Consider the following 19,611-nt stretch of genomic DNA (forward strand, 5'->3'; position numbering starts at 1 on the left):
GGCACTGGTGCGACTGGAGCGTCGCGCAGCGACTGCAGGATCGTAGGCGGGGCTTTCAAGCCCCGACGCGGCGGCACGACGCGCTCAACATACGATTGCACTGGTAGCAGCATCAGGGCGATTGCATGTTCGCTGGTGTTCCCGAAGCGCGACGAGACGCGCAGTCGGGGGTTGAAACCCCCGCCTACACGCATTCAGTCGCTCCGCGACGCGGACGCCGGGAACAGCGTCGTCCGGTGAGAGCGGGGCGTCGCACAGCGACTGCAGGATGGTAGGCGGGGCTTTCAAGCCCCGACGCGTCGGCGCGACGACATCAACATGCACTCGCCCAGGGACGCCCGCGGACCGGCTGGCATATTAGACTCGTGTGTAGTAGAATATGCCCGCGGCCGGCCGGGCTTCGGGCGGGTAGGTTGCTGCTGGCGCCTGGGACACGCCCGGCGGCATTGGCGTCTGGCCCGCGGCATCCTCACACTGCGTGAGGCCCGGGCGAGCGTGAGGAGGGTGTGTGTCCGACGCTGCAGCTTTCGACCGACCCGAGTGGGCGGGTGTCCCGCGCGACCCGAGCGGCTACCTCGATCCGGGACGGCCGGGCCACTGCGCCCGTTGCGGCGCGCTGACCGAGGAGATCGTCCATGGCGGGCTGCCGCGGCCGGTCTGTCCGGTCTGCGGGTGGGTCTACTACGCGAAGAACGCGACCGGGGCGGCACTGCTGATCGTCGAGGACGGCAAGGCGCTGCTGGTGCAACGCGCCCACGAGCCGTACCTGGGACAGTGGATGCTGCCGGCCGGGTTCGTCGAGTACGGGGAGCTGGCCGAGGAAACGGCCGTCCGCGAGGCCCAGGAGGAAACGGGCCTTGACGTCGAGCTGACGGGCCTCTGGGGGCTGTACTTCGGGTCAGACGACCCCCGCAACGTGGCGCATCTGGCGGTCTACGCGGCCCGACGGGTTGGCGGGACGCTGGCGGCCGGCGACGACGCGATGGATGCGCGGTTCTTCGGCCCGGACGACCTGCCGGCCGAGATCGCGTTTCGAGCGCACCGGCGTGCCCTGGCCGACTGGCGCACCGATCCAGGCCGCACGCCGCTGCCGCTCTCGGGGCGCGGCGAGTAGCCACGTCGCGCGGGACCAGGTCGGCCCCGCCCTTCAGCCCCGGTCGGTCGGCTACCAGCTGTCCAGCAGGTGGCGGAGTCGAGCCTCAACCTCGTCGTCGGAGAGCGGATACAACGGCCGCACATCATCAACATCAGCGACGGCAGGCCGGCATGTCGCCGGCCACTCCGCTTGCCGCTCGTACTCGTCAGCGCAGGTTTCACAGACGACATACGTGTCAGGGCCATCCGTCGATTGCCCACACACGCGGCATGGAAAGCTCGAGCGGTGCATGGGATCCCCCGGCAGAAGCAGGTTCAACGTGATGAGGGAACGACCTCATTCTACCGGCAGGGATGGCATTTCAGATGAATCTGTTGAGAAATAGGTTGTTGCACCTCAGCGAATGATCTCGACGTTTGTCGCGCGCTGACCCCTCCCGCGCACGTCGGTCTCGATCTCGAATTCCAGCTCCTGGCCCTCAGCCAGCGTGTCGAACACGCCACGCGGCAACGCCGAGTGATGGATAAAGATCTCGCTGCCGTCCTCGGTCCGGACGAAGCCGAACCCCCGGTCGCGAATGAGTCGAACGATTGGCCCACGTGCCACAGTGATTCTCCCCCAGGCTCTTCCACATATGTCGCGGGGACGCCTGCCAGCCGCCTCTGCACGAATGGGGCCAGCAGTCCTTCCCCCCGTCATGACGGCAGTGTCACCGGTCGCGGAGCCAATCGTCCAGTTGCTCGCGGTACGCGAAGCAGACGGCGGCCAGCGCCCCCCAGCCCAGGAGCCGTCCGGCCCAGACGGCCGCGTCATCGGTGAGCAGCGCCGTGCTGGCCGCTCCCGCCTCGATGGCGGCTTGCAACACATTGCCGACGATCCACATCGTCACGACCAGTGCGACTACCCGGATCGGCTTGCGCTGCCGCTCACCCTCGTACATCGTCGGCCGGCTCCTCGGGAAAAAGTTCAGCTGTCTCGTCGCGGTTGGACGGTTCCCGCACGGGGTCGGCAGATGCCACCCTTGCGCCATCGTCGGCGGGGACAGCCGCGCGCGCGGGCCGGCGGCGGCGTACCTTCCTCGTGCCGTCATCCGCCAGCTCGGCCAGCAGCTCGGGCGTCATCAGGTCAGGGCGGCGGGCAGCCGTCAGCTCAAGGGCCTGGCGCCGGCGCCACTTCGCGATCTCCGCATGATGTCCGGACAGGAGCCGATCCGGCACCGGCCACCCACGAAAGGCCGGTGGCCGGGTGTACTGAGGGTACTCCAGCAGGCCGGCGCTGTGCGACTCGTCGCCGGCCGACTCGGCGTCACCCAGCACGCCCGGCAGCAGGCGGGCGACGGCGTCCACGATCACCATGGCTGCCAGCTCACCGCCCGTCAGGACGTAGTCGCCAATCGAGATCTCGTCGGTCACGAGGTGCTCGCGTACCCGCTCGTCGACCCCTTCATAGTGCCCGCAGACGAGGATCAGGTGAGCCTGTTCGGCCAGCTCGGCGGCCACAGACTGGCGGAAGACGCGGCCGGCCGGGCTCATCAGGATCACGGCGCTGGTCGGCTGCGCCACCGACTCGACAGCCAGAAACAGCGGCTCGGGCTTCATCACCATGCCCGGTCCGCCGCCGTATGGATAGTCGTCCACTGTGCGGTGGCGGTCGGCCGTGAAGTCGCGTGGATTGACATAACGGATACTCAGGCGGCCGTCCGCCACGGCGCGTCCGACGATGCTGTGGCGCAGCGGCTCGAACATCTCGGGGAAGAGGGTGACGACATCCACCTGCAACAGCGGCGCGGCGCCTGCGCCCGTCGATGGCGTCGCGTACACGCCGGCCGCGGTGGACGCCTCCTGCCCGGCGTCGTCAGGGCAGCTCATCGTCGCCCAGCCCGAAGTAGTGGCCGATCTCGTGCAGCACCGTCAGGCGGATCTCCTCACGCGCGGCGGCCTCGGAGCGGACGGTCGCCAGGATCGGGCCACGGTAGATCGTGATGCGGTCGGGGACGGCGAGGTGGTAGCCCTGAAGCCGGCTGCCGTAGGGGATGCCCTGGTACAAACCGAGCAGGTCGACATCGTCTCGATCGTCTTCGTCCCGGGCCACGGCGCGCTCGTCGTCGTCCGGCCAGTCCTCGACTACGATGGCGACGTTCTCCAGCCGGTCGCGGAACGGCTCTGGCAACGTCCGCACGACCTCGCCGACGATGCGCTCAAAGGTGCGTCGGTCCGTTCGGTAGCGGAGATGGTGCCCGCGCGCTGCTCGCAGGCGCTCGGCTGCGCTCACTGCTGGGCGATGGGCAGGACGGCCAGCACCATGCTGACGGCCACCAGGAAGATGATGAGCCACGTCGCCAACTGCAGCACGCTCGGACCCTTCCGCTTTGGCACGCTTCGACGGGGCATCAGTTCTCCTCCTCATCGGCACGGTCTTGGTCCACCACCGTGACCTTCAGTTTCTTGATTCGTCGCCCCTGGGTACTCATGACGGTCACCAGGCAGCCGTTGACGCGGATTTCGTCGCCCTCGGCCGGCACCTTTCCAAGCTCGTGATAGACGAGGCCGCCCAGGGTATCCAGCTCGTCCACGTCCAGGTGGAGGTCCAGCTCTTCGTTCACGTCGCGGAGCGAGACGCGCGCGTCCACGATACTCACGCGTGCGTCGATCCGCTGTATCAGGTTCTCTTCGTTGACATCGTACTCGTCGCGGATCTCGCCGACGATCTCTTCTAACAAATCCTCAATGGAGACGATGCCGGCCGTGCCGCCGTACTCGTCTACCACCACGGCGAGGTGGACCCGCTTCTGCTGCAGGTCTTGCAACAGCTCGTCTACCTTCTTGGTGTCTGGCACGAAGTATGGCGCGCGAGCAATCGGTTCCGCCGGATCGTCGAGATGGCCGGCCCGCAGCGACCGCAGCACATCCTTGGCGTAGACCAGGCCGACGACGTTGTCGATGGTGTCGGCCACGATGGGGATGCGCGAGTACCCCGTCAACACGATCTTGTCGAGCAACTGACCGAGCGTTGATTCGCGCGGCATGGCCATCACGTCGATGCGCGGAACCATCACCTCGCGGACCGGACGGCTGCTCATGCCGAAGATGCCGTGAATCATCTCGCGCTCGTCTTCTTCGAGCTTGCGGGCGTCCTCGACGCTCTCCACCAGGAAGCGAACATCGTCGGCGGTGGCGGCGGCGTCCGTCTCACGGGACGGCCCGAGCGCTGCGACCACCCGCCGCTCGACCCACACCAGCGGAGCGACCACCAGGAGCAGCAGGGCGGCCAGCACGCGCACTGGCCGGCCCAGCAGGAGCAGCGTGCGCTCGGGGCTGGCCACGGCCGCGCCACGGCAGAGGACGGCCACTAATACCAGCACCGCGCCAGCGATACCGGCCACGACCACGGCCTCGGGGAAGGCCAGCTCCCAGGCCGTCGTCACCGTGCCAAGCATGCTGACGGCTGTGCCGCCGATCCCGATGACGCCCAGGATCAGCAGGACGGTCGGGGTCGGTGAGCCGTCGTCGAGCATCTTCAGGGCCGAGCGCGCCCCCTTGACTCTGACATCGGCCAGCATCCGCATGCGCGTGCGACTGGCCGCCTGCAGCGCGGTCTGGGCCGCAACGGCGAGCAGGCCGAGGACGGTGAAGAGGCCCGTCGCGGCGAACCAGATCCATACCTCTAGCGTGCGTTCAGCAGGGTCCATACGTGCAGAATCCGTGTGCCAGCTAAGCGCGCGACGCGTCGTGCTGGTCGCCTGCGGCCTGTGGCGTCTGCTGGCCTGAGCGGGGGCGGCGTGGGATCGGCCGGGCCGGCACGCCTACGACCGTCTGGCCGGGGGCAACGTCGCGGTTGACCACCGAGCCGGCGCCCGTGCGAGCGCCGTCGCCCAGCGACACCGGCGCGATCAGCATGGTGTCGCTGCCGATGAAGACGCCCTCTCCGACTGTGGTGCGGTGCTTGGCCGTCCCGTCATAGTTGCAGGTGATCGTGCCCGCGCCAACGTTCGTGTCCGCGCCAAGCGAGGCGTCGCCGATGTAGCTGAAGTGGTGGACCTTGGTGCGCGGACCGATGGTGGCGGCCTTGACCTCGGCGTAGTTGCCCAGCTCGGCCTCGTCCTCGATCCGTGCGCCCGGCCGCAGGTGCGCGAACGGCCCGATGGTGACGCCGTTGCCGACCCACGACGATTCGAGGACGGACGCCGTCACTCGACTGTCGCATCCGACCACGCTGTTCTCGACGATACTGTTCGGCCCGATCTCCGAGCCGCGCCCGATGGCCGTCGTCCCTCGCAGGTGCGTGTTCGGTAGGAGCACAGCGTCCGGCTCAACCTGCACCGTCGAATCGATGTAGACCGACTGGGGGTCCAGCATCCGCACGCCGCTGTCGAGCAACTGCTGACGGATGCGCTGCATGGCGATGCCGTTCACCTGGGCCAACTGGGCCTGGGTGTTGACGCCCAGGATCTCGTCGGCGTCCTCGGGGTGCACGGCGACGACCGGCAGGCCAGTCGCCACCAGTGGCGCAACGAGATCGGTCAGATAGTACTCGCCCTTCGGGCTGCGCGGCAGGCTGCCGACGCCCTCCCAGAGCGGCTCGGAGCGCGCCACCATGATCCCCGCGTTGACTTCCGGGATGGACCACTCGGCATCCGTCGTCGGCACCTCGATGATGCCATCCACCCGCCCCTGGCCGTCCCGGCTGATGCGCCCGTACTTCTCGGAGATGGCGTCGTGCTCGCGGGAGTGACCGCGCACATAGGTCAGCAGCACCAGCGCCGCGTCATCGGCGGCATCGATCATCTGCTGGAGCGTCTCCAGCCGCAGCAGGGCGGTGTCAGCGTAGAGGATCGCGACGACGTCGCAGTGGCCTCGCAGCGTGTCCCGGGCCTGCAGGACGGCGTGGCCCGTGCCGAGCTGCTCCGCCTGAACCACGACCGTCACGCCGGGGCCGGCCGCCGCGACGACGTCCTCGGCCTCATGACCGACCACCAGCACAGTCTCGACGGGCTGAAGCTGGCGGGCCAGCTCCACGACCTGCCGGACCATCGGCCGTCCCGCGACAGGATGCACGAGCTTCGACATTCGGGACCGCATGCGGGTGCCTTTGCCCGCCGCAAGGATCACGACTCCGACCCGCGAGCGCGTGGCGCTCTGCTCGGTCGGACGGGGAGGCTCTGAGTTCTCGGGTTGTTGCATACACCTGTTGGGCGCGCGGCGCGGCGCGGCTGGCCCGATGCCAGCGCGAAGGGCGCCAGATCGGCTGGCGAGTCAGGATTCGAACCTGAAATAGAGGATCCAAAGTCCCCTGTGATACCGTTTCACCACTCGCCAATCGGGGCGCGGCCCGCTGAAGACTGTACTGACGCCCGGACACTGGCGTCAAGAACTGAACCGCGATCGACGGCCCTCATCCGCTGTCAGTCGAGATCCGGCAGTGGGACTGGCTCGCCGCGCGGATGGCAGACGCCGCAGTGCAGGGCGTCTTCCACGACGACCGCCCGCAGGGTGTCATTCGCGCGCCCACGGTACAGGCCGACTATGTACGGTCGCTGTTGCGCGTGCTCCCGACAGGCCCCACGCCCGCAGAAACGACACGCACCGAGCGCAGTCTTCTCGCAGGTCCAGCAGTCCACGGCGCACCAACGCTCCCAGAAGGTGCGGCAAGCGTAGCGGACCACCGCCCTGTGCGCCAGCACCGGCGACTCGCGCGCCGGGCGATGGCACGTTCGCTGGTGTTCCCTTGGCGCCGCAGAACGCGCGGTCGGGGCTTGAAAGCCCCGCCTACCATCATGCTGTCGCTCCGCGACGCTCCAATCCCACCAGTCGATGCCGTTTCCGGCATCCGTCGCGCAGCGACCGGCAGCTACGCCCCGGCGGGCAGCGTTCGGATCTGCTCGGAGGCTCGTCGCCGCGCCGTGGTCTGGAGCACCTGTTCGGCTGAAGGACGGTCCAGCAGGGTCTGAAAGTCGGCGGCGGTGAGCGTGTAGGTCTCGACCGGGGTCATCGCCGTCACCGTCGCCGAGCGTGGAGTCCGTTCGAGCAGCGCCATCTCGCCGAAGAAGTCGCCGGGATGCAGTTCGGCCAGGATGGCGTCGAGCCCGGTCACGTCGTCGCGGCGTGTGACCTCGACGTCCCCCTCGACCAGCACGAAGAAGCGGTCGCCCTCGGCTCCTTGCGCCACAATCGTATCGCCGGCCGAGTAGCGCGTCACCAGCACGTTGCGGGCGAGCCGGTCCAGCTCAGCCGAGCCGAGGCTTGCGAACAGCGGCAGACCGGCCAGTCGCTCGCGCTCGGCGAGGGTGCGGTGGACGGCGTCCTGCACGTCGAGGCGGCTGGCCATCCAGCGTCGGAAGTGCCCGGCATCCAGGCTCAGCAGGCGCGTCGGCTCGTCGGCCACCACGGTGGCGGTGCGCGGCACGTTGGCGACCAGCGAAGCCTCGCCGAAGTAGTCGGCCGGCCCAAGCTGGGCGAGCCGCTCCTGATGTCCATCGGCGGCCACCCGAACCACCGATACCTCGCCCTCGAGGATCACATAGAAGCGGTCGCCGGGCGCACCCTGTCGCACGACGAGCTGCCCCGATTCCGCCGTCTCCGCGCGCAGATGGGCCGCCACGCGCCGAAGCTCGACCCGTGGCACGTCGGCCATGAAGGGCAAGCTGGCGAGCGCCTCGATGTAGTCGCGCGGCGCCTGTCCGCGCAACTGCCGCCAGCGGGCCAGCGCCAGCCGGCTCAGCGCCAACGCCACCCAGCCGATCCGTCCGAGGATCGAGAACGCGGCCGGCCCCAGCAGGAACACGCCCATGCCGACGGCGACCAGTTGGGCGCCGGGCAGCGGGCGGTTCCAGAGGTCGGCGAAGGAGCTGGCGTAGCGCAGATCGCGCGCCTCAAGGATCAGCAGCGGGATCAGCAGGGCCAGTGCGGCGTAGAAGAGGCCGTACACGGTGTAGACCCGTTCGTCGCGGCTCAACGGAGCGCGGGCACGGACACGGCTCCAGAGGCCCTCCCGCACGAACTGCAGAGCGTTGTGCCGGAGCGCCGGCATCTCCAGGTAGTCCACCAGCAGGAAGTAGCCGTCGAGATCGAGGATCGGCAGCAGATTGAAGACGCCATTCACCAGCCAGACGAAGGCAGCCTTGAAGAGGAATGCGCCCATCTCGGTGCCGTCCAGCGGGTAGGCGACCAGCGCGAGTGCGCCGCCAAGCACCAGCACCGAGAACGGACCGGCCAGCGAGACGGCCATCCGCGCCCGCCGGCTGGCCATCCAGGCGTCTGAGGTCTCCACCGTGACGATCGGGAGGCCGTAGTTGAGTCGCAGACCGGCCCCGACGATCCTGATGGCGTACCGCTTCATCGTGAGAGCCTGCGCCACCTGGTAGACCTTCACGCCGAGGATGTCGAGCGCGGCCAGCGTGAGCAGGCCGAGCGTGTACGAGCCGTTCGTCTGGAAGAGGGCGTGCTCGGCCAACAGCACCTGCCGCCACCACGCGAACAGGCCGGCCAGCACGACCACAACCCAGAGCACGCGGGCGGGCCGCGCATAGAGGAGCCAGCCACCACTGTCGTAGGCCCGCTGAAACCAGCGGTCGGCCTGAGGAAACCGCAGCAGCTCGATGTCCAGCAGCCCGCCGACGCGCTGCATCCAGCGTCCGATGGCGGAGTCGGCGTGCAGGCGTCGGTCGACGGCCGCGAAGAGGTCCGGCGGTGCTGCGCCGAGGAAGCCGTCGTGGCGCAGGCGACGTACGAGGCGGGCCAGCCGGTCGGCGACGAAGCCGCCGCGCTCCAGGAAGTGGTCGAGAGCGATCTGCCGGACGGTGCGAACGCCGTCCATGCGGTTCCACAGGTCGAGGTCGGCGTCGTCCAGGCGCAGGTAGCTGAGCGATGGCGTCCGGATGACCCAGAACTGCTGGCCGCCTCGCCCCTCCACCGAGCGCACCTCGACGTCTGGCGTCGGCGTCGGCACGTATGCGCCGAGGTCCAGTTCGTCGTCGAGCGCCAGCCACACGTCGGCGGTCGGGGGCGACTCAGCAGCGCTCGGCGAGATCGCCAGCGCCGACCAGATGCTGCTCGGCTCGGATCGGTCCGCGGCGGTAGCGAACATGCTGAGCGTCGTGGGCGATCTGGCGGCTAGACGATGCGCCCGGCCATCCGGGGGCGCTGGTCGAGCCGTGCACCGCCGCCCTGGCCGCGCAGCCCGGCGACGATGCTCGCGCGCTCGTCGTCGGTCAGGTCGAACGTCGCCAGCACGGTGTCCGGGTCGGCCCTGAGGCTCGCAGCGAAGGAGCGGTCGCGCAGGGCCCGTGCGAGAATCTCTCCGACTGCCTGCTGACTCACGTCTCGTCTCCTCATCGCTGCGCGACTACGCGAGAATGCGCGGCGGTACGCATCCCGTTACCTGCCCAGTATAGCGGTCACGCGCGGCGATGATCTGTCACGCAGCAGACATCCCGAGGCCCCTCCTGTCAGGGTAGTATGGGAAGGAGCCGCGCGCACTGCGTCCTGGCGGCCGTGACAGGTGCGGAGTCTGCCGTGCGCGCGGATTCGAGCCTGAGGAGGGTAGCATGCGGCGATGGCTGGTCTCGCTGGCGGCGGGACTGCTGATCCTGGCGGTGGCGGGGATACCGCCGGCCGAGGCTGGGCATCTGCCCGGCAAGACGATTGTGCTGCTGGGCAGCATCGGGAAGAACGCCGGGGAGACCCCGTGGGCCATGCTCAGAGAGCAGCTCACGCTGCGAGGCTTTCCGGAGGGGGAGATTCTGGAGTTCCAGTACGCCGGCGGGGCGTTCGGTCCCGACGGCTCGTACCAGGTCGCGCCGGGCGGCCAGTGCGAGAGCTACTCGAAGACATCATTCCTGGCGCTGCGAAAGCTGATGGCCGATCTCAAGCAGGCGCGGCCAAACAACGAGGTCTTCCTGGTGGGGCACGGCGTCGGCGGCTTCGTGGCGACCCAGGCGTTGTGGGGCGCAGCGTTCCAGGTCGAGGATCCGGCTATCTGGTCCAACCTGAGCGGCATCGTCAGCATCAGCGGACCGATGGCCGGCCTCAGCTCGCGACGCACGCCGTTCGAGTTCGCAAACGCCGTGCGCCTTGGCTGCGCCGAGCCGTCGATGGTGGCCTGGATGGAGGAGGTCGGCGATCCGCCGGAGCGGTACGCCCAGGTCGAGCAGCGGGCGCTGATGGCGCAGCAGCTCGGCTACAAGATCGGGTCGTTCGGCAACACGGTTGACTGTGCCTACTACTACGCCTCGCCGGACGTTTGCCCGAAGGTGACGGAGCTGGCGCAGGGGCGCGGGCTGGCCCTGCGCCTGCTGGGCGACGAGCGCCTGACGATGTTCGCCAAGACGGGCACGCTCTGGCGCGAGTACAACCTGACGACGCCGTTCGAGGGCGACGCGATCGACAACCACTCGGCCACGCTGCTCAACACCCAGCCGATGGCCGAGGTCGCGGAGTTCGTCCTGTCGCAGACGCGCTAGAGCGATGGTCGATGGTCGTGGGCCCACGACCATCGACCCACGACCTACGACCCCGGATCGGCCGGCGGCTCGGTCCAGCGGCCGTGTGAGCGGATCAGCTCGATCAGCCGCTGATCGGCGTCGGACTGCGGGATGTTCTTCTCGACGACATCCTTGCCGACGTACAGGTTGATCTTGCCGGGCGCGCCGCCGACGTACCCGAAGTCGGCGTCCGCCATCTCGCCCGGCCCGTTGACGATGCAGCCCATGATGGCGATCTTGACGCCCGTCAGATGCCCCGTGACCTGCTTGATCTGGTCGGTGACGGGCTGGAGATCGAAGAGGGTTCGGCCGCAGGATGGGCAGGCGACGTACTCGGTCTTCGAGATGCGTGCGCCGCTGGCCTGGAGCACGTTGAACGCGAGGCGGGTGGTCGGGCGCTCGTCTGACCCGCGCACCTCGACGCTGTCGCCGATGCCGTCGCAGAGCAGGCTGCCCAGGCCGACGGAGGCACGCAGCAGACGCTCGTACGGGTTGTCGGTGGCCGGCGCGATCAGATGCAGTGGGCAGTCCAGGCCCAGCTGGGCGAGCCGAGCGGCGAGCAGGCGGTACGCCCGAACGGTCACCGAGGCGTCATCCGTGGCAAGTGCTACGAGCGGGGCAGCCACGCCGGCCGCCACCGCCGTGTTGGCCCAGCCGACTAGCCGTTCGACCGCCTCGGCAATCGTGGCAGCGCCAGCCGACGTTTCGAGGATCAGCGCTCGCCCCTGGACCCCAAGGCCGCGCAACAGGTCGGCCGGGGGCGCAGCGGAGGCCGAGACCCAGTGGACGACGGTCCCGGCCTCCGCGGCCGCCACCGCATCGTCGACGGCCGGGCTGACCCTGGCCGCAGCCACAACCGACGGCGCTGCGTCGGCCAACCGGGCCGCCAGATTCGCCAGGGCCGCGCGCTGCTCGGCGCTGTCGGCTGGCAGCTCGACGGCGTCCGGCGGCGGCGCGCCGGGGCGGGCGGCGGTCGCCAGCGCGACGGCCCGGCCGACGAGATCGACAGCCGTGCCGGCGTCGGACGCCTGCTCGACGGCCTGGAGCACGCGAACGGTCTCGCGGCCGCCGGCGGCCCACGCGCCGGCGCGCTGCTCGGCGGAGCTATGCCGTGCAAACTGGTACGGGTCGCGCATCTCGGGAGGGAGCGGGCCACTCAGGTAGACCCGCTCGCCGGCGTCCTGGTAGGGGCGTGCCAGCCGTTCGGCCACCGGGATCTCGGCCTCGGGATCCTCGGTCAGCGAGACGCGGATCGTGTCGCCGATCCCGTCGTCCAGCAGCGAGCCAATACCTACCGCGCTCTTGATCCGACCGTCCTCATGGTTGCCGGCCTCGGTCACCCCGAGATGCAGCGGGAACGTCATCCCGATCTCGTCCATCCGCGCCACCAGCAGCCGGTACGCCTGGATCATGACCTTTGGGTTGGAGGCTTTCATCGAGAGGATGACGTCCGGATAGCCGTTCTTCTGGCAGATCCGCAGGAACTCCAGCGCCGACTCGACCATCCCGAGCGGCGTATCTCCGAAGCGGTTCATGATGCGGTCGGACAGCGATCCGTGGTTCGTCCCGACGCGCATGGCGACGCCCAGCGACTTACACTTCAGCACCAGCGGGCTGAACCGTTCCTCGATCCGCTCCAACTCCTGCTCGTACTCCAGGTCGGAGTACTCGCGGATCGCGAACTGCCGGGAGTCCGCGAAGTTGCCGGGATTGATGCGAACCTTCTCGACGTGGTTCGCGGCCTCCATCGCGGCGGCCGGGCTGAAGTGGATGTCGGCCACCAGCGGCACGGTGATGCCATGAGCGTGCAGCCGCTGCCGGATCTCGCCTATCGCCTTCGCGTCCTGTACGGTGGGTGCGGTGATCCGCACGATCTCGCAGCCGACCTTCACCAGCCGCTCGGCCTGGGCGACGGTCGCATCGACATCCTGCGTGCGCGTAGTGGTCATCGACTGAATGCGAATCGGGTTGCTGCCGCCGACACCGACGCGCCCGACCATCACCTCGTGGGTTCGACGGCGGCGATAGGCGAACGAGCTGGCGCAGTAGGGGAGCGTCGTCGGAGCGCGCATCGGCGCTGCGTCTTGAGCCATGATCTCCACCGGATTCGCAGATCGAATCGCGCTGTGTGACGAAATCGTACTGGTCAGAGGCTACGAGCCGGCGCCAGCGGGCGTCAAGAACGGGCGGAACCCTGGCGACCCATGAGTCCGGCTCGCGGTGCGGATACGAGAGCGCTCATTCATGCCACCCGGCCCGAAACAGTGCAAGGGGTGGCCGTTCTCTGGCAAGATGATGCGACACCCCATGCATGGCGGCTTTGCGTGGATTCGATGGTGTGATGCACTTGTGTCGGCCCACCATCCTTGCCCGGTACCTGGCCGCTCGTTAGACTTGGTTGTCGGTCCCATTGGGAGCATTCAAACGAGGGGGTCCCACCAATGGCTTTTGCCCACAAGAACAGCAAAGGCGACACGTACTTTCTGCACGCGAAGGACGTGACGCTCCGAAACGGTCGTAAGCAGCGTATCTTCTACTTCTCGCGCTCGGAGAAGCAGGGCGAGTCCCTGGATGCCGTGCCGTCGGGCTACGCGGTCGGCGAGAACCAGCGGACTGGACTGCCGTTTCTCAGCAAGGCCAAGGCCTGACCGACGCCGCTGGCCCCGGGATCCGTCCTTGCCTGGGGCGGACGCACCTTCCGGGGCCGTGGCGGGGCCGAGGCCCATCCTGGCCGCCAGCACGGATAGATCGACGAACGATGGGGGCCGTTCCTACCCGGGAGCGTAGGGCGCGGCTAGGCCGAACCCTTCTCCATCGCCAGTCCGGCCGGCACGGCGACCTTCTCTCGCTCGCGGTCGTCTCGCGCACCGCCGAGGCGCGTCGGCTCGCGCACGCCGAACACGACGGCTGCGGCGATCAGCCCCGCCGCCGCGCTGGCGACCAGCGTGATGTCGTAGGCGTGGCGCATCTCGTACACCAGGCCGCTCAAGTACGCCCCGATGCCCGAGCCAATCGGCATGATCGTGTACATCACGCCGTAGATCGTGCCCAGGTGCCGCAGCCCGAACTTGTCAGCTGAGATGGCCGACGTGAGCGGCCCGGTCGACGTCCAGGAGATGCCCAGAAGAAAGCTGCCAGCGTAGAGCGTGGGCAGATCGCGCGCCTGGAGCAGCACGACGAACGCCAGCCCGCGCAGCAGGTAGACCGTCGCCAGCACGTTCTTTCGGTTGAAGCGGTCGCCCAGGTAGCCGGCCGTCAGACCGCCGACCAGGCTGCACGCGCCGACGATCCCGAGCGCATTCGCCGCTGCCATCTGCTCGATGCCCATGTCCATGGCGAACGGCACGAAATGGGTGGACGCGAAGCTCATCGTGAAGCCGCAGACGAAGAAGCCGACCATCAGCCGCCAGAAGTCACCCGTCTTGAGTGCCTGCCGCGGCGTCAGCGCCACGCCGGCCAGCCCACGGCCGCGCGCGGCGTCGTCGGGGTCGTGGCCGTAGGGCTGGAGGCCCTTGTCGGACGGGCGGTTCGCCAGGAGCAGAAAGCCGACCGGCAGCACGATCACCAGCATGAAACCCGCCATGACCCGGAAGGCGTTCTCCCAGCCGACCATCAGGTAGGTGGCCATCGCCAGCGGCACCACGATCAATTCGCCGAGGGCCGTGCCCGTCGATCCGATGGACATCGCCAGCGAGCGCCGCTTGATGAACCACTGGCTGACGAGCGTGGTCACCGTGACGGGAGAGGCGCAGGCGTAGCCAATCGCCAGGAGGACGCCGTAGGCCAGGTAGAACTGCCACAGCTCGTGGGCGAAGCTGGTCAGCACCAGGGCCGCGCCGCCCAGAAAGACGCCGGTCATCGCCATGATCTTCGAGCCGAAGCGATCCGCCAGGATGCCGACCAGCGGTCGAAGCAGCCCGGCCAGGATCAGGTTCAACGACGCGCCAAGGGCGAGCTGATCCCGACCCCAGTGCAGATCCTCGCTCATCGGAATGACGAACACCCCGAAGGAGAACCGCGATCCAGACGAGGCAAACGTCATCAGCGCGATCGCGAACAGCATGACCCAGCCGTAGTACACGCCCGACGTTCCCAGCAGTCTGCCCACGTTGCTCCCCTCCGCGAAACAGGAGCCTACCGCGAAATGGTGGACAAAGTCGAGAACGGTTCCATATACTCGCGCCGCTTCACCCTGTGAACGCAGACGACGGACGAAGCGGCATCGGCAGCCGCGAGGAATATACCCCTCTCCTGGCTGTTCTGCGTTCTTGAAGTAACGGCCCGATCGCGGCGCGATGACATTTGCGCTGTTGTACACGGGGAGACGTGTAGGTCGCGGCCACATCTCATCCAGGTCGACGGCGAGCGCGTCGAGCGCGGCCCCGGCGACCATCTTCTTGGAGTACACAGTGAACTACGACGTCCCATGCCGACCCACGCCTTCCCCGGCGCGGGCGCCCATGCCGGCGGGCTGGCGGCGTTGGTCCCACGGGAACGACGCTGCTGTTTTCCGCTCGATCCTCGGGACCGAGCGGCCGTCCGGAATGGTGTTGATCGAGCGGTGCTGCGCTGGCGCGGGAACGTGCGCCGCTTGCAGCTCGGCCGGCGAGTCAATCCCCGGCTAGATCCGACATCGCAGGAGGGACCTGCGATGGGAGCCGTGCGAGAGCGCGGCTCCCATCACCGCGTCTGAGGCCCGAACGCGCCCTGTCAGCCGCCTTCGCTGGTGGCGGGGCTGCTATGCGTCGTTGTCGTCGAACCGCAACGAGGTCTTGAGGCCCTCATAGCCGACGACGGTCGGCTCGTAGACACTGGTCGCCTCGTGAGCGAAGCGCTCGGGATGCAGCATCTTGGCGCTGAAGTGGGTCAGCCAGACCCGCCGCGCGCCGGCCAGCAGCCCGATCTCGGCGGCCTCGGAGAACAGCAGGTGCTTGTTCTCGACGGCGTTCGCCGCGTCGGCCGGGTCTCCGTAGGTGCCCTCGATGGTCAGCAAGTCCACGTCGGCGAGAAAGCTCGGCATCCTCGGCGTCGGGCGGGTATCGGTGACATAGGCGACGCTCAGGCCGCGCCGTTTCGGCCCGAGCACCTGCTCTGGCGTGACCTCCGTGCCGCCCACACGGACCGTCTCGCCCTGCTGGAGACGCTTCCAGTCCTCGATGGGCACGCCGAGGGTCCGCGCCTTCTCTGGATCGAATCGGCGGCTGCGCGGCAGATCGATCCGGAAGGCCAGGCAAGGCACGGCGTGATCGACGGGCAGGCTGGAGAGACGAGCGCCGTTCCAGGGGATGCGGTGCTGCTCGGCCAGCTCGTGGACGCGGACCTCGTATGGCAAGTACGGCGCGACGACCCGCAGCCCGGCGACGACGATCCGCGTGCCGACCGGCCCGAAAATGTCGAGCGGCTCACGGCGGCCAGCGTGGCCCAGCGTCAGCAGCAGCCCGGTCAGGCCGGCAACGTGGTCGGCGTGCAGGTGGCTGAGGCAGATCGCCGACAGCGCTTTGAAGCCCCAGCCGGCACGCCGCATACTGACTTGCGTACCCTCGCCACAGTCGAACAGGATCATCTGCGGCCCGACCCGAACGAGCAGGGCCGACAACGGCCGGTCCGGCAATGGAAGGGTGCCGGACGTCCCGAGAAGGAGCGCGTCGATCATGCGGAAAGGATACCGGCGGATGTGGTGCTGCGCATGACGTGGGCGAACCGTTCGCCGGGCGGCGCGCCGGCCTCGACGGGCAGCGCGTCCCTCCTGCTCGCCGTGCAGCAGACCCGACGGCGCTTCCTGCGCGGTCTGAGCGCCGTTGGCGCGGCGGCGGCGCTCTGGTCGGCCGCTCCGTCGACGGCAGGGCGCGCGCTGGCCGCAGAATCGTTCACCGGCCTGCTGGCGGTCCCACGCGCCCGCGACATCGTGCTGGTGCGTCCGACCGGCGACGACGACCGGACGGTCCTCTCGCTGCAGGTCGGCGAGTTCGTGGCCGATGTAGCCCTGTCGCCGGACAGTTCGCGCGTCGCCTACGGCATGTTCACGGCGCGGACGGGTGACGGCCCTGGCGGCTCGGACATCGTCATCACGACGACCGCACCTGGCGGTGAGCGCATCGTCGTGGCCCCGCGCGACCGTCCCGGCATGCTGCTCGCTGCGCCGTACTGGGCGCCCGACGGCAGCGGGCTGCTGTTCGAGGCGGTGGGCCTGGGGGCGAACAATCTGCCCTCGATCAGCGCCGAGTGGATCGACGCCGACGGCAGCGGACGGCGGACCGTGGTGACGCAGGCCCGCTATCCGAGCATCTCGCCAGATGGCCAGAAGGTCGTCTACACGCTGGCGCGGCAGACCGGCGACGCCCTCTACGAGCAACCGCTGGCCGGCGGCGAGGCCCGCGAGATCATCCCAGAGGGGCAGTTCCTGGTGATCGCCTATCCACGCTACAGCCCGGACGGTTCGCAGATCGCCTTCGCGGGCGTGGCGGACTCGGCTCCCACGGGATTGCCGCCTCGGCCGCTCACGCCCTCACCAACGGTGCCGAAACTGCTTCCGAGCCTGGACCGTTGGCGGGGCGTCGCGGCGCACGGCTTCCCGGCCGAACCGTGGCTCGTCCCCGCTGCCGGCGGCGAGGCCCGACAACTGGCCCCGCTGCCGGTGGACGATGCCGCCATCGCGTGGTCGCCGGATGGCTCGGCGCTGGCGAGCAGCGGGGCGAACGGCATCTTCCTGATCGGGGCGGCTGACGGGAGCGTGCGGCGGATCAGCGAGAACGGCAGCTTCGGGGCCATCGACTGGCGCTGACTAGATGCGGCAGTTGCGGGCACGCTCGGCCGCCCGCTCGTCGGGCGTGACGGTGCCGGTCGCGTCGTCCACCTTCCAGGACGTGCCGGTCAGCGGCAGACGGACTGTCCAGGTCGGGGCCTCGAACGTTACCTGGGACGCTTCGACCTCGGTCTGGAGCAGCCGGCAGTTGCTGATCGACTCTTTGACCTTCTGGCGGGCCCCGTCAGCGGTCAGTTTGGCGTTCGGCGGGGCGGTGCCGCTGGCACCAGGGATGGCTGGCAGGCCGGGCGTGCCGTTCAGGCCGGGAATGGTGATCGGCAAGCCCGGCGTGCCGGGAGTCCCACTCGCGCCCAGGCCCGGGATCGGCAGCGGGATGTTGATCGGCGTCGGTGTCCCTTGCGGCCCGGGGATGTTGATCCCGATGCCGGGCTGGCGGGTCGGCGTCGGCACGACTGTTGGCGTGGGCGTCTGGGTCGGCTCGGCGCGGCCAATCGACAGCGGTGAGCCGCTGGTCTGGGTCAGCAGCCAGAAGGCGGTCCCGCCGAGCAGCACCAGCAGCACCACGACGATGCCGATGAACAGGCCCAGCTTCGGGTTGCCGCCGGCTGGGGGCGACGGCGGCCCACCGTACGGCGCCGGTCCGTACCGCGGCTGCCCATACGGCGGCGGGTACTGACCGCCCGGCGCCGGTCCCTGGCCGGGTGGATAGCCAGGATGCCGCGGCGGGTACGGCGGCTGAGGCGGATAGCCGCCGCCAGGGTCGCCCGGCTGCTGGGGCGGCTGAGACCCACCGCCGGCGGCGCCCCCACCGGGCTGCTGCCCGACCGGCGCGCCGCAACTGGTGCAGAATCGGATGTCCGGACGGGGCAGCGGCGCTCCGCAACGGCTGCACGTCATCGTCGCCTCCCGCGTCGCATCCTGGCTACCGCCCGTTGAAGGTCGGCTTGCGCTTCTCGATGAAGGCGTTCATGCCCTCGTAGGCGTCCTCGGTGCCGAACAGCAGGTGGAACAGCTTGCGCTCGTGGTCTACGGCCTCGGAGAGGGGCAGCTCGAACGCTTTGAGCACGGCCTGCTTGGTGAGCTTGACCGAGATCGGCGGCTTCGCGGCGATCTTCAGCGCCAACGACTTCGCCTCGTCCAGCAGCGCATCCTTCGGCACGACCCGGTTGACCAGCCCGAGCCGCTCGGCCGTCTCGGCGTCGATGGGCGCGCCGGTCAGCACCATCTCCATCGCCTTCGCCTTGCCGATCGTCCGGGTCAGGCGCTGCGTGCCGCCGGCCCCGGGCATCAACCCGACGCTGATCTCGGGCTGCCCGAATCGCGCCGTCTCCGAGGCGACGATCATGTCGCAGAGCATCGCGACCTCGCAGCCGCCGCCCAGGGCGTACCCGCTGACCGCCGCGATGATCGGCTTGCCAATCGTACGGATGCGGTCGAAGAGGGCGATGCGGTTGCTCGCCAGCATCTGCACCAGCGACTGCGACGCGAACTCCTTGAGGTCCGCTCCGGCCGCGAAAACCTCCGTGCCACCGGTCAGGATCAGGACGCGCACCTCGGGATCAGCGTCATGCGCCTCGAGCGCCGAAGCCAGCTCGGTGAGGACGGCCGAGCTGAGCGCGTTCAACTGTTGGGGCCGATTGATCGTGACGATGCCGACCGGTCCCTCGCGCTCGGAGAGAACGAACTCGTAGGCCATGCTGCCTCCGTTGACGATGGTACGGGGGGCAGATTGGTCGGTCAAGGTCTTCCGTCACGCAGGGGGGCGATGGTATACTGCGGTTGCGCTCGACTTACTGATCGCGGGAACTTCGTGCGATTGGCATACGGTTCCCGGACATTTCCCATATTGGGGTCGGTTCACCGCAGGTGCGCGATCCATGCGGCCATTGTCGCCGAAGGAACAGCACCGGGTATTGACCCTGACGAGCGCAGACCGACCGAGAGAGTATCCTCTCGGTCGTTTTCTTTTGTCCGCCTGGATCGAGGCCAGTGGCCTGTCAGTCATGAACGACCGAGTCGGGTCACTCGACGCTTCCCCCGTCATCCCGAGCGACGTGAGCGTGCGAACGAAGCCGAGGGATCTTCCTCACGCCACAGAAGGAGAAGATCCCTCCACTTCGCAGGGCGATTGCATGTTCGCTGGTGTTCCCGAAGCGCGACGAGACGCGCAGGCGGGGGTTGAAACCCCCGCCTACACGCATTCAGTCGCTCCGCGACGGACGCCGGGAACAGCGTCGTCCGGTGAGACCGGGGCGTCGCGCAGCGACTGCAGGA

General features: G+C 68.8%; 17 protein-coding genes and 1 tRNA gene. 4 read left to right on the forward strand and 14 right to left on the reverse strand.

The window, feature by feature from the left end; all coding sequences use genetic code 11:
- Nucleotides 1-508 precede the first annotated feature (508 nt).
- Nucleotides 509-1,114, forward strand: a complete 606-nt coding sequence (locus IT306_28130; GenBank protein MCC7372315.1) for an NUDIX hydrolase — start codon at nt 509-511, stop codon at nt 1,112-1,114.
- 378 nt (nt 1,115-1,492) lie between these two features.
- On the opposite strand, the gene IT306_28135 is transcribed toward IT306_28130, so the two are convergent.
- The 9 genes from IT306_28135 to IT306_28175 form a co-directional block, all read right to left on the reverse strand.
- Nucleotides 1,493-1,795: a cold shock domain-containing protein gene (locus IT306_28135; protein MCC7372316.1), complete on the reverse strand. Its 303-nt coding sequence runs from the start codon at nt 1,793-1,795 to the stop codon at nt 1,493-1,495.
- A 10-nt stretch (nt 1,796-1,805) separates the two neighbouring features.
- Complete coding sequence (locus tag IT306_28140; protein MCC7372317.1) at nt 1,806-2,036, reverse strand: hypothetical protein; 231 nt, start codon at nt 2,034-2,036, stop codon at nt 1,806-1,808.
- A complete protein-coding gene (trmD, locus tag IT306_28145) occupies nt 2,023-2,874 on the reverse strand; it encodes a tRNA (guanosine(37)-N1)-methyltransferase TrmD (GenBank protein ID MCC7372318.1) in 852 nt (283 codons plus the stop codon). Before trmD ends, IT306_28140 begins: the two co-directional genes overlap by 14 nt.
- A 76-nt stretch (nt 2,875-2,950) precedes the next feature.
- Complete coding sequence (locus IT306_28150) at nt 2,951-3,502, reverse strand: metallopeptidase family protein (protein ID MCC7372319.1); 552 nt, start codon at nt 3,500-3,502, stop codon at nt 2,951-2,953.
- A complete protein-coding gene (locus IT306_28155) occupies nt 3,486-4,784 on the reverse strand; it encodes an HlyC/CorC family transporter (protein ID MCC7372320.1) in 1,299 nt (432 codons plus the stop codon). Before IT306_28155 ends, IT306_28150 begins: the two co-directional genes overlap by 17 nt.
- Nucleotides 4,785-4,806: 22 nt before the next feature.
- Nucleotides 4,807-6,174 carry a bifunctional UDP-N-acetylglucosamine diphosphorylase/glucosamine-1-phosphate N-acetyltransferase GlmU gene (gene glmU, locus IT306_28160; GenBank protein MCC7372321.1) on the reverse strand — a complete coding sequence of 456 codons (1,368 nt, stop codon included), beginning with the start codon at nt 6,172-6,174 and terminating at the stop codon, nt 4,807-4,809.
- A 166-nt stretch (nt 6,175-6,340) separates the two neighbouring features.
- A tRNA-Gln gene (locus IT306_28165) sits at nt 6,341-6,411 on the reverse strand.
- Between the two features lie 532 nt (nt 6,412-6,943).
- On the reverse strand, nt 6,944-9,178 hold the full coding sequence (locus IT306_28170) for a cyclic nucleotide-binding domain-containing protein (protein MCC7372322.1): 2,235 nt from the start codon (nt 9,176-9,178) through the stop codon (nt 6,944-6,946).
- A 26-nt stretch (nt 9,179-9,204) separates the two neighbouring features.
- The gene (locus IT306_28175; protein MCC7372323.1) at nt 9,205-9,411 is read right to left on the reverse strand and encodes a hypothetical protein; all 207 of its coding nucleotides are present in this window, start codon (nt 9,409-9,411) and stop codon (nt 9,205-9,207) included.
- Nucleotides 9,412-9,638: 227 nt separating this feature from the next.
- On the opposite strand from IT306_28175, the gene IT306_28180 reads away from it, so the two are divergent.
- Entirely contained in the window at nt 9,639-10,553 is a 915-nt protein-coding gene (locus tag IT306_28180; protein MCC7372324.1) for a hypothetical protein, read from the forward strand.
- A gap of 44 nt (nt 10,554-10,597) precedes the next feature.
- Here the strand turns inward: IT306_28180 and ispG are convergent, their stop codons facing one another.
- The gene (ispG, locus tag IT306_28185) at nt 10,598-12,646 is read right to left on the reverse strand and encodes a (E)-4-hydroxy-3-methylbut-2-enyl-diphosphate synthase (GenBank protein MCC7372325.1); all 2,049 of its coding nucleotides are present in this window, start codon (nt 12,644-12,646) and stop codon (nt 10,598-10,600) included.
- Between the two features lie 369 nt (nt 12,647-13,015).
- Between ispG and IT306_28190 the strand changes: the two genes are divergently transcribed.
- Nucleotides 13,016-13,222, forward strand: a complete 207-nt coding sequence (locus IT306_28190; protein ID MCC7372326.1) for a hypothetical protein — start codon at nt 13,016-13,018, stop codon at nt 13,220-13,222.
- 146 nt (nt 13,223-13,368) lie between these two features.
- Here IT306_28190 and IT306_28195 read toward each other — a convergent pair whose 3' ends face one another.
- On the reverse strand, nt 13,369-14,682 hold the full coding sequence (locus IT306_28195) for an MFS transporter (protein MCC7372327.1): 1,314 nt from the start codon (nt 14,680-14,682) through the stop codon (nt 13,369-13,371).
- A 630-nt stretch (nt 14,683-15,312) separates the two neighbouring features.
- Nucleotides 15,313-16,227, reverse strand: coding sequence for a ribonuclease Z (locus IT306_28200; GenBank protein ID MCC7372328.1), 915 nt, complete (start codon nt 16,225-16,227; stop codon nt 15,313-15,315).
- A gap of 33 nt (nt 16,228-16,260) precedes the next feature.
- Here IT306_28200 and IT306_28205 point away from each other — a divergent pair, with 33 nt between their 5' ends.
- Nucleotides 16,261-17,355, forward strand: a complete 1,095-nt coding sequence (locus tag IT306_28205; protein ID MCC7372329.1) for a PD40 domain-containing protein — start codon at nt 16,261-16,263, stop codon at nt 17,353-17,355.
- Here the strand turns inward: IT306_28205 and IT306_28210 are convergent, their stop codons facing one another.
- Together IT306_28210 and IT306_28215 are read right to left on the reverse strand one after the other, a co-directional pair.
- A complete protein-coding gene (locus IT306_28210; protein MCC7372330.1) occupies nt 17,356-18,234 on the reverse strand; it encodes a zinc ribbon domain-containing protein in 879 nt (292 codons plus the stop codon).
- Between the two features lie 25 nt (nt 18,235-18,259).
- Nucleotides 18,260-19,033, reverse strand: coding sequence for an enoyl-CoA hydratase/isomerase family protein (locus tag IT306_28215; protein MCC7372331.1), 774 nt, complete (start codon nt 19,031-19,033; stop codon nt 18,260-18,262).
- Nucleotides 19,034-19,611: the final 578 nt, after the last annotated feature.

The sequence above is a fragment of the Chloroflexota bacterium genome, assembly GCA_020850535.1.
In the GTDB taxonomy this organism is placed as follows: domain Bacteria; phylum Chloroflexota; class UBA6077; order UBA6077; family JACCZL01; genus JADZEM01.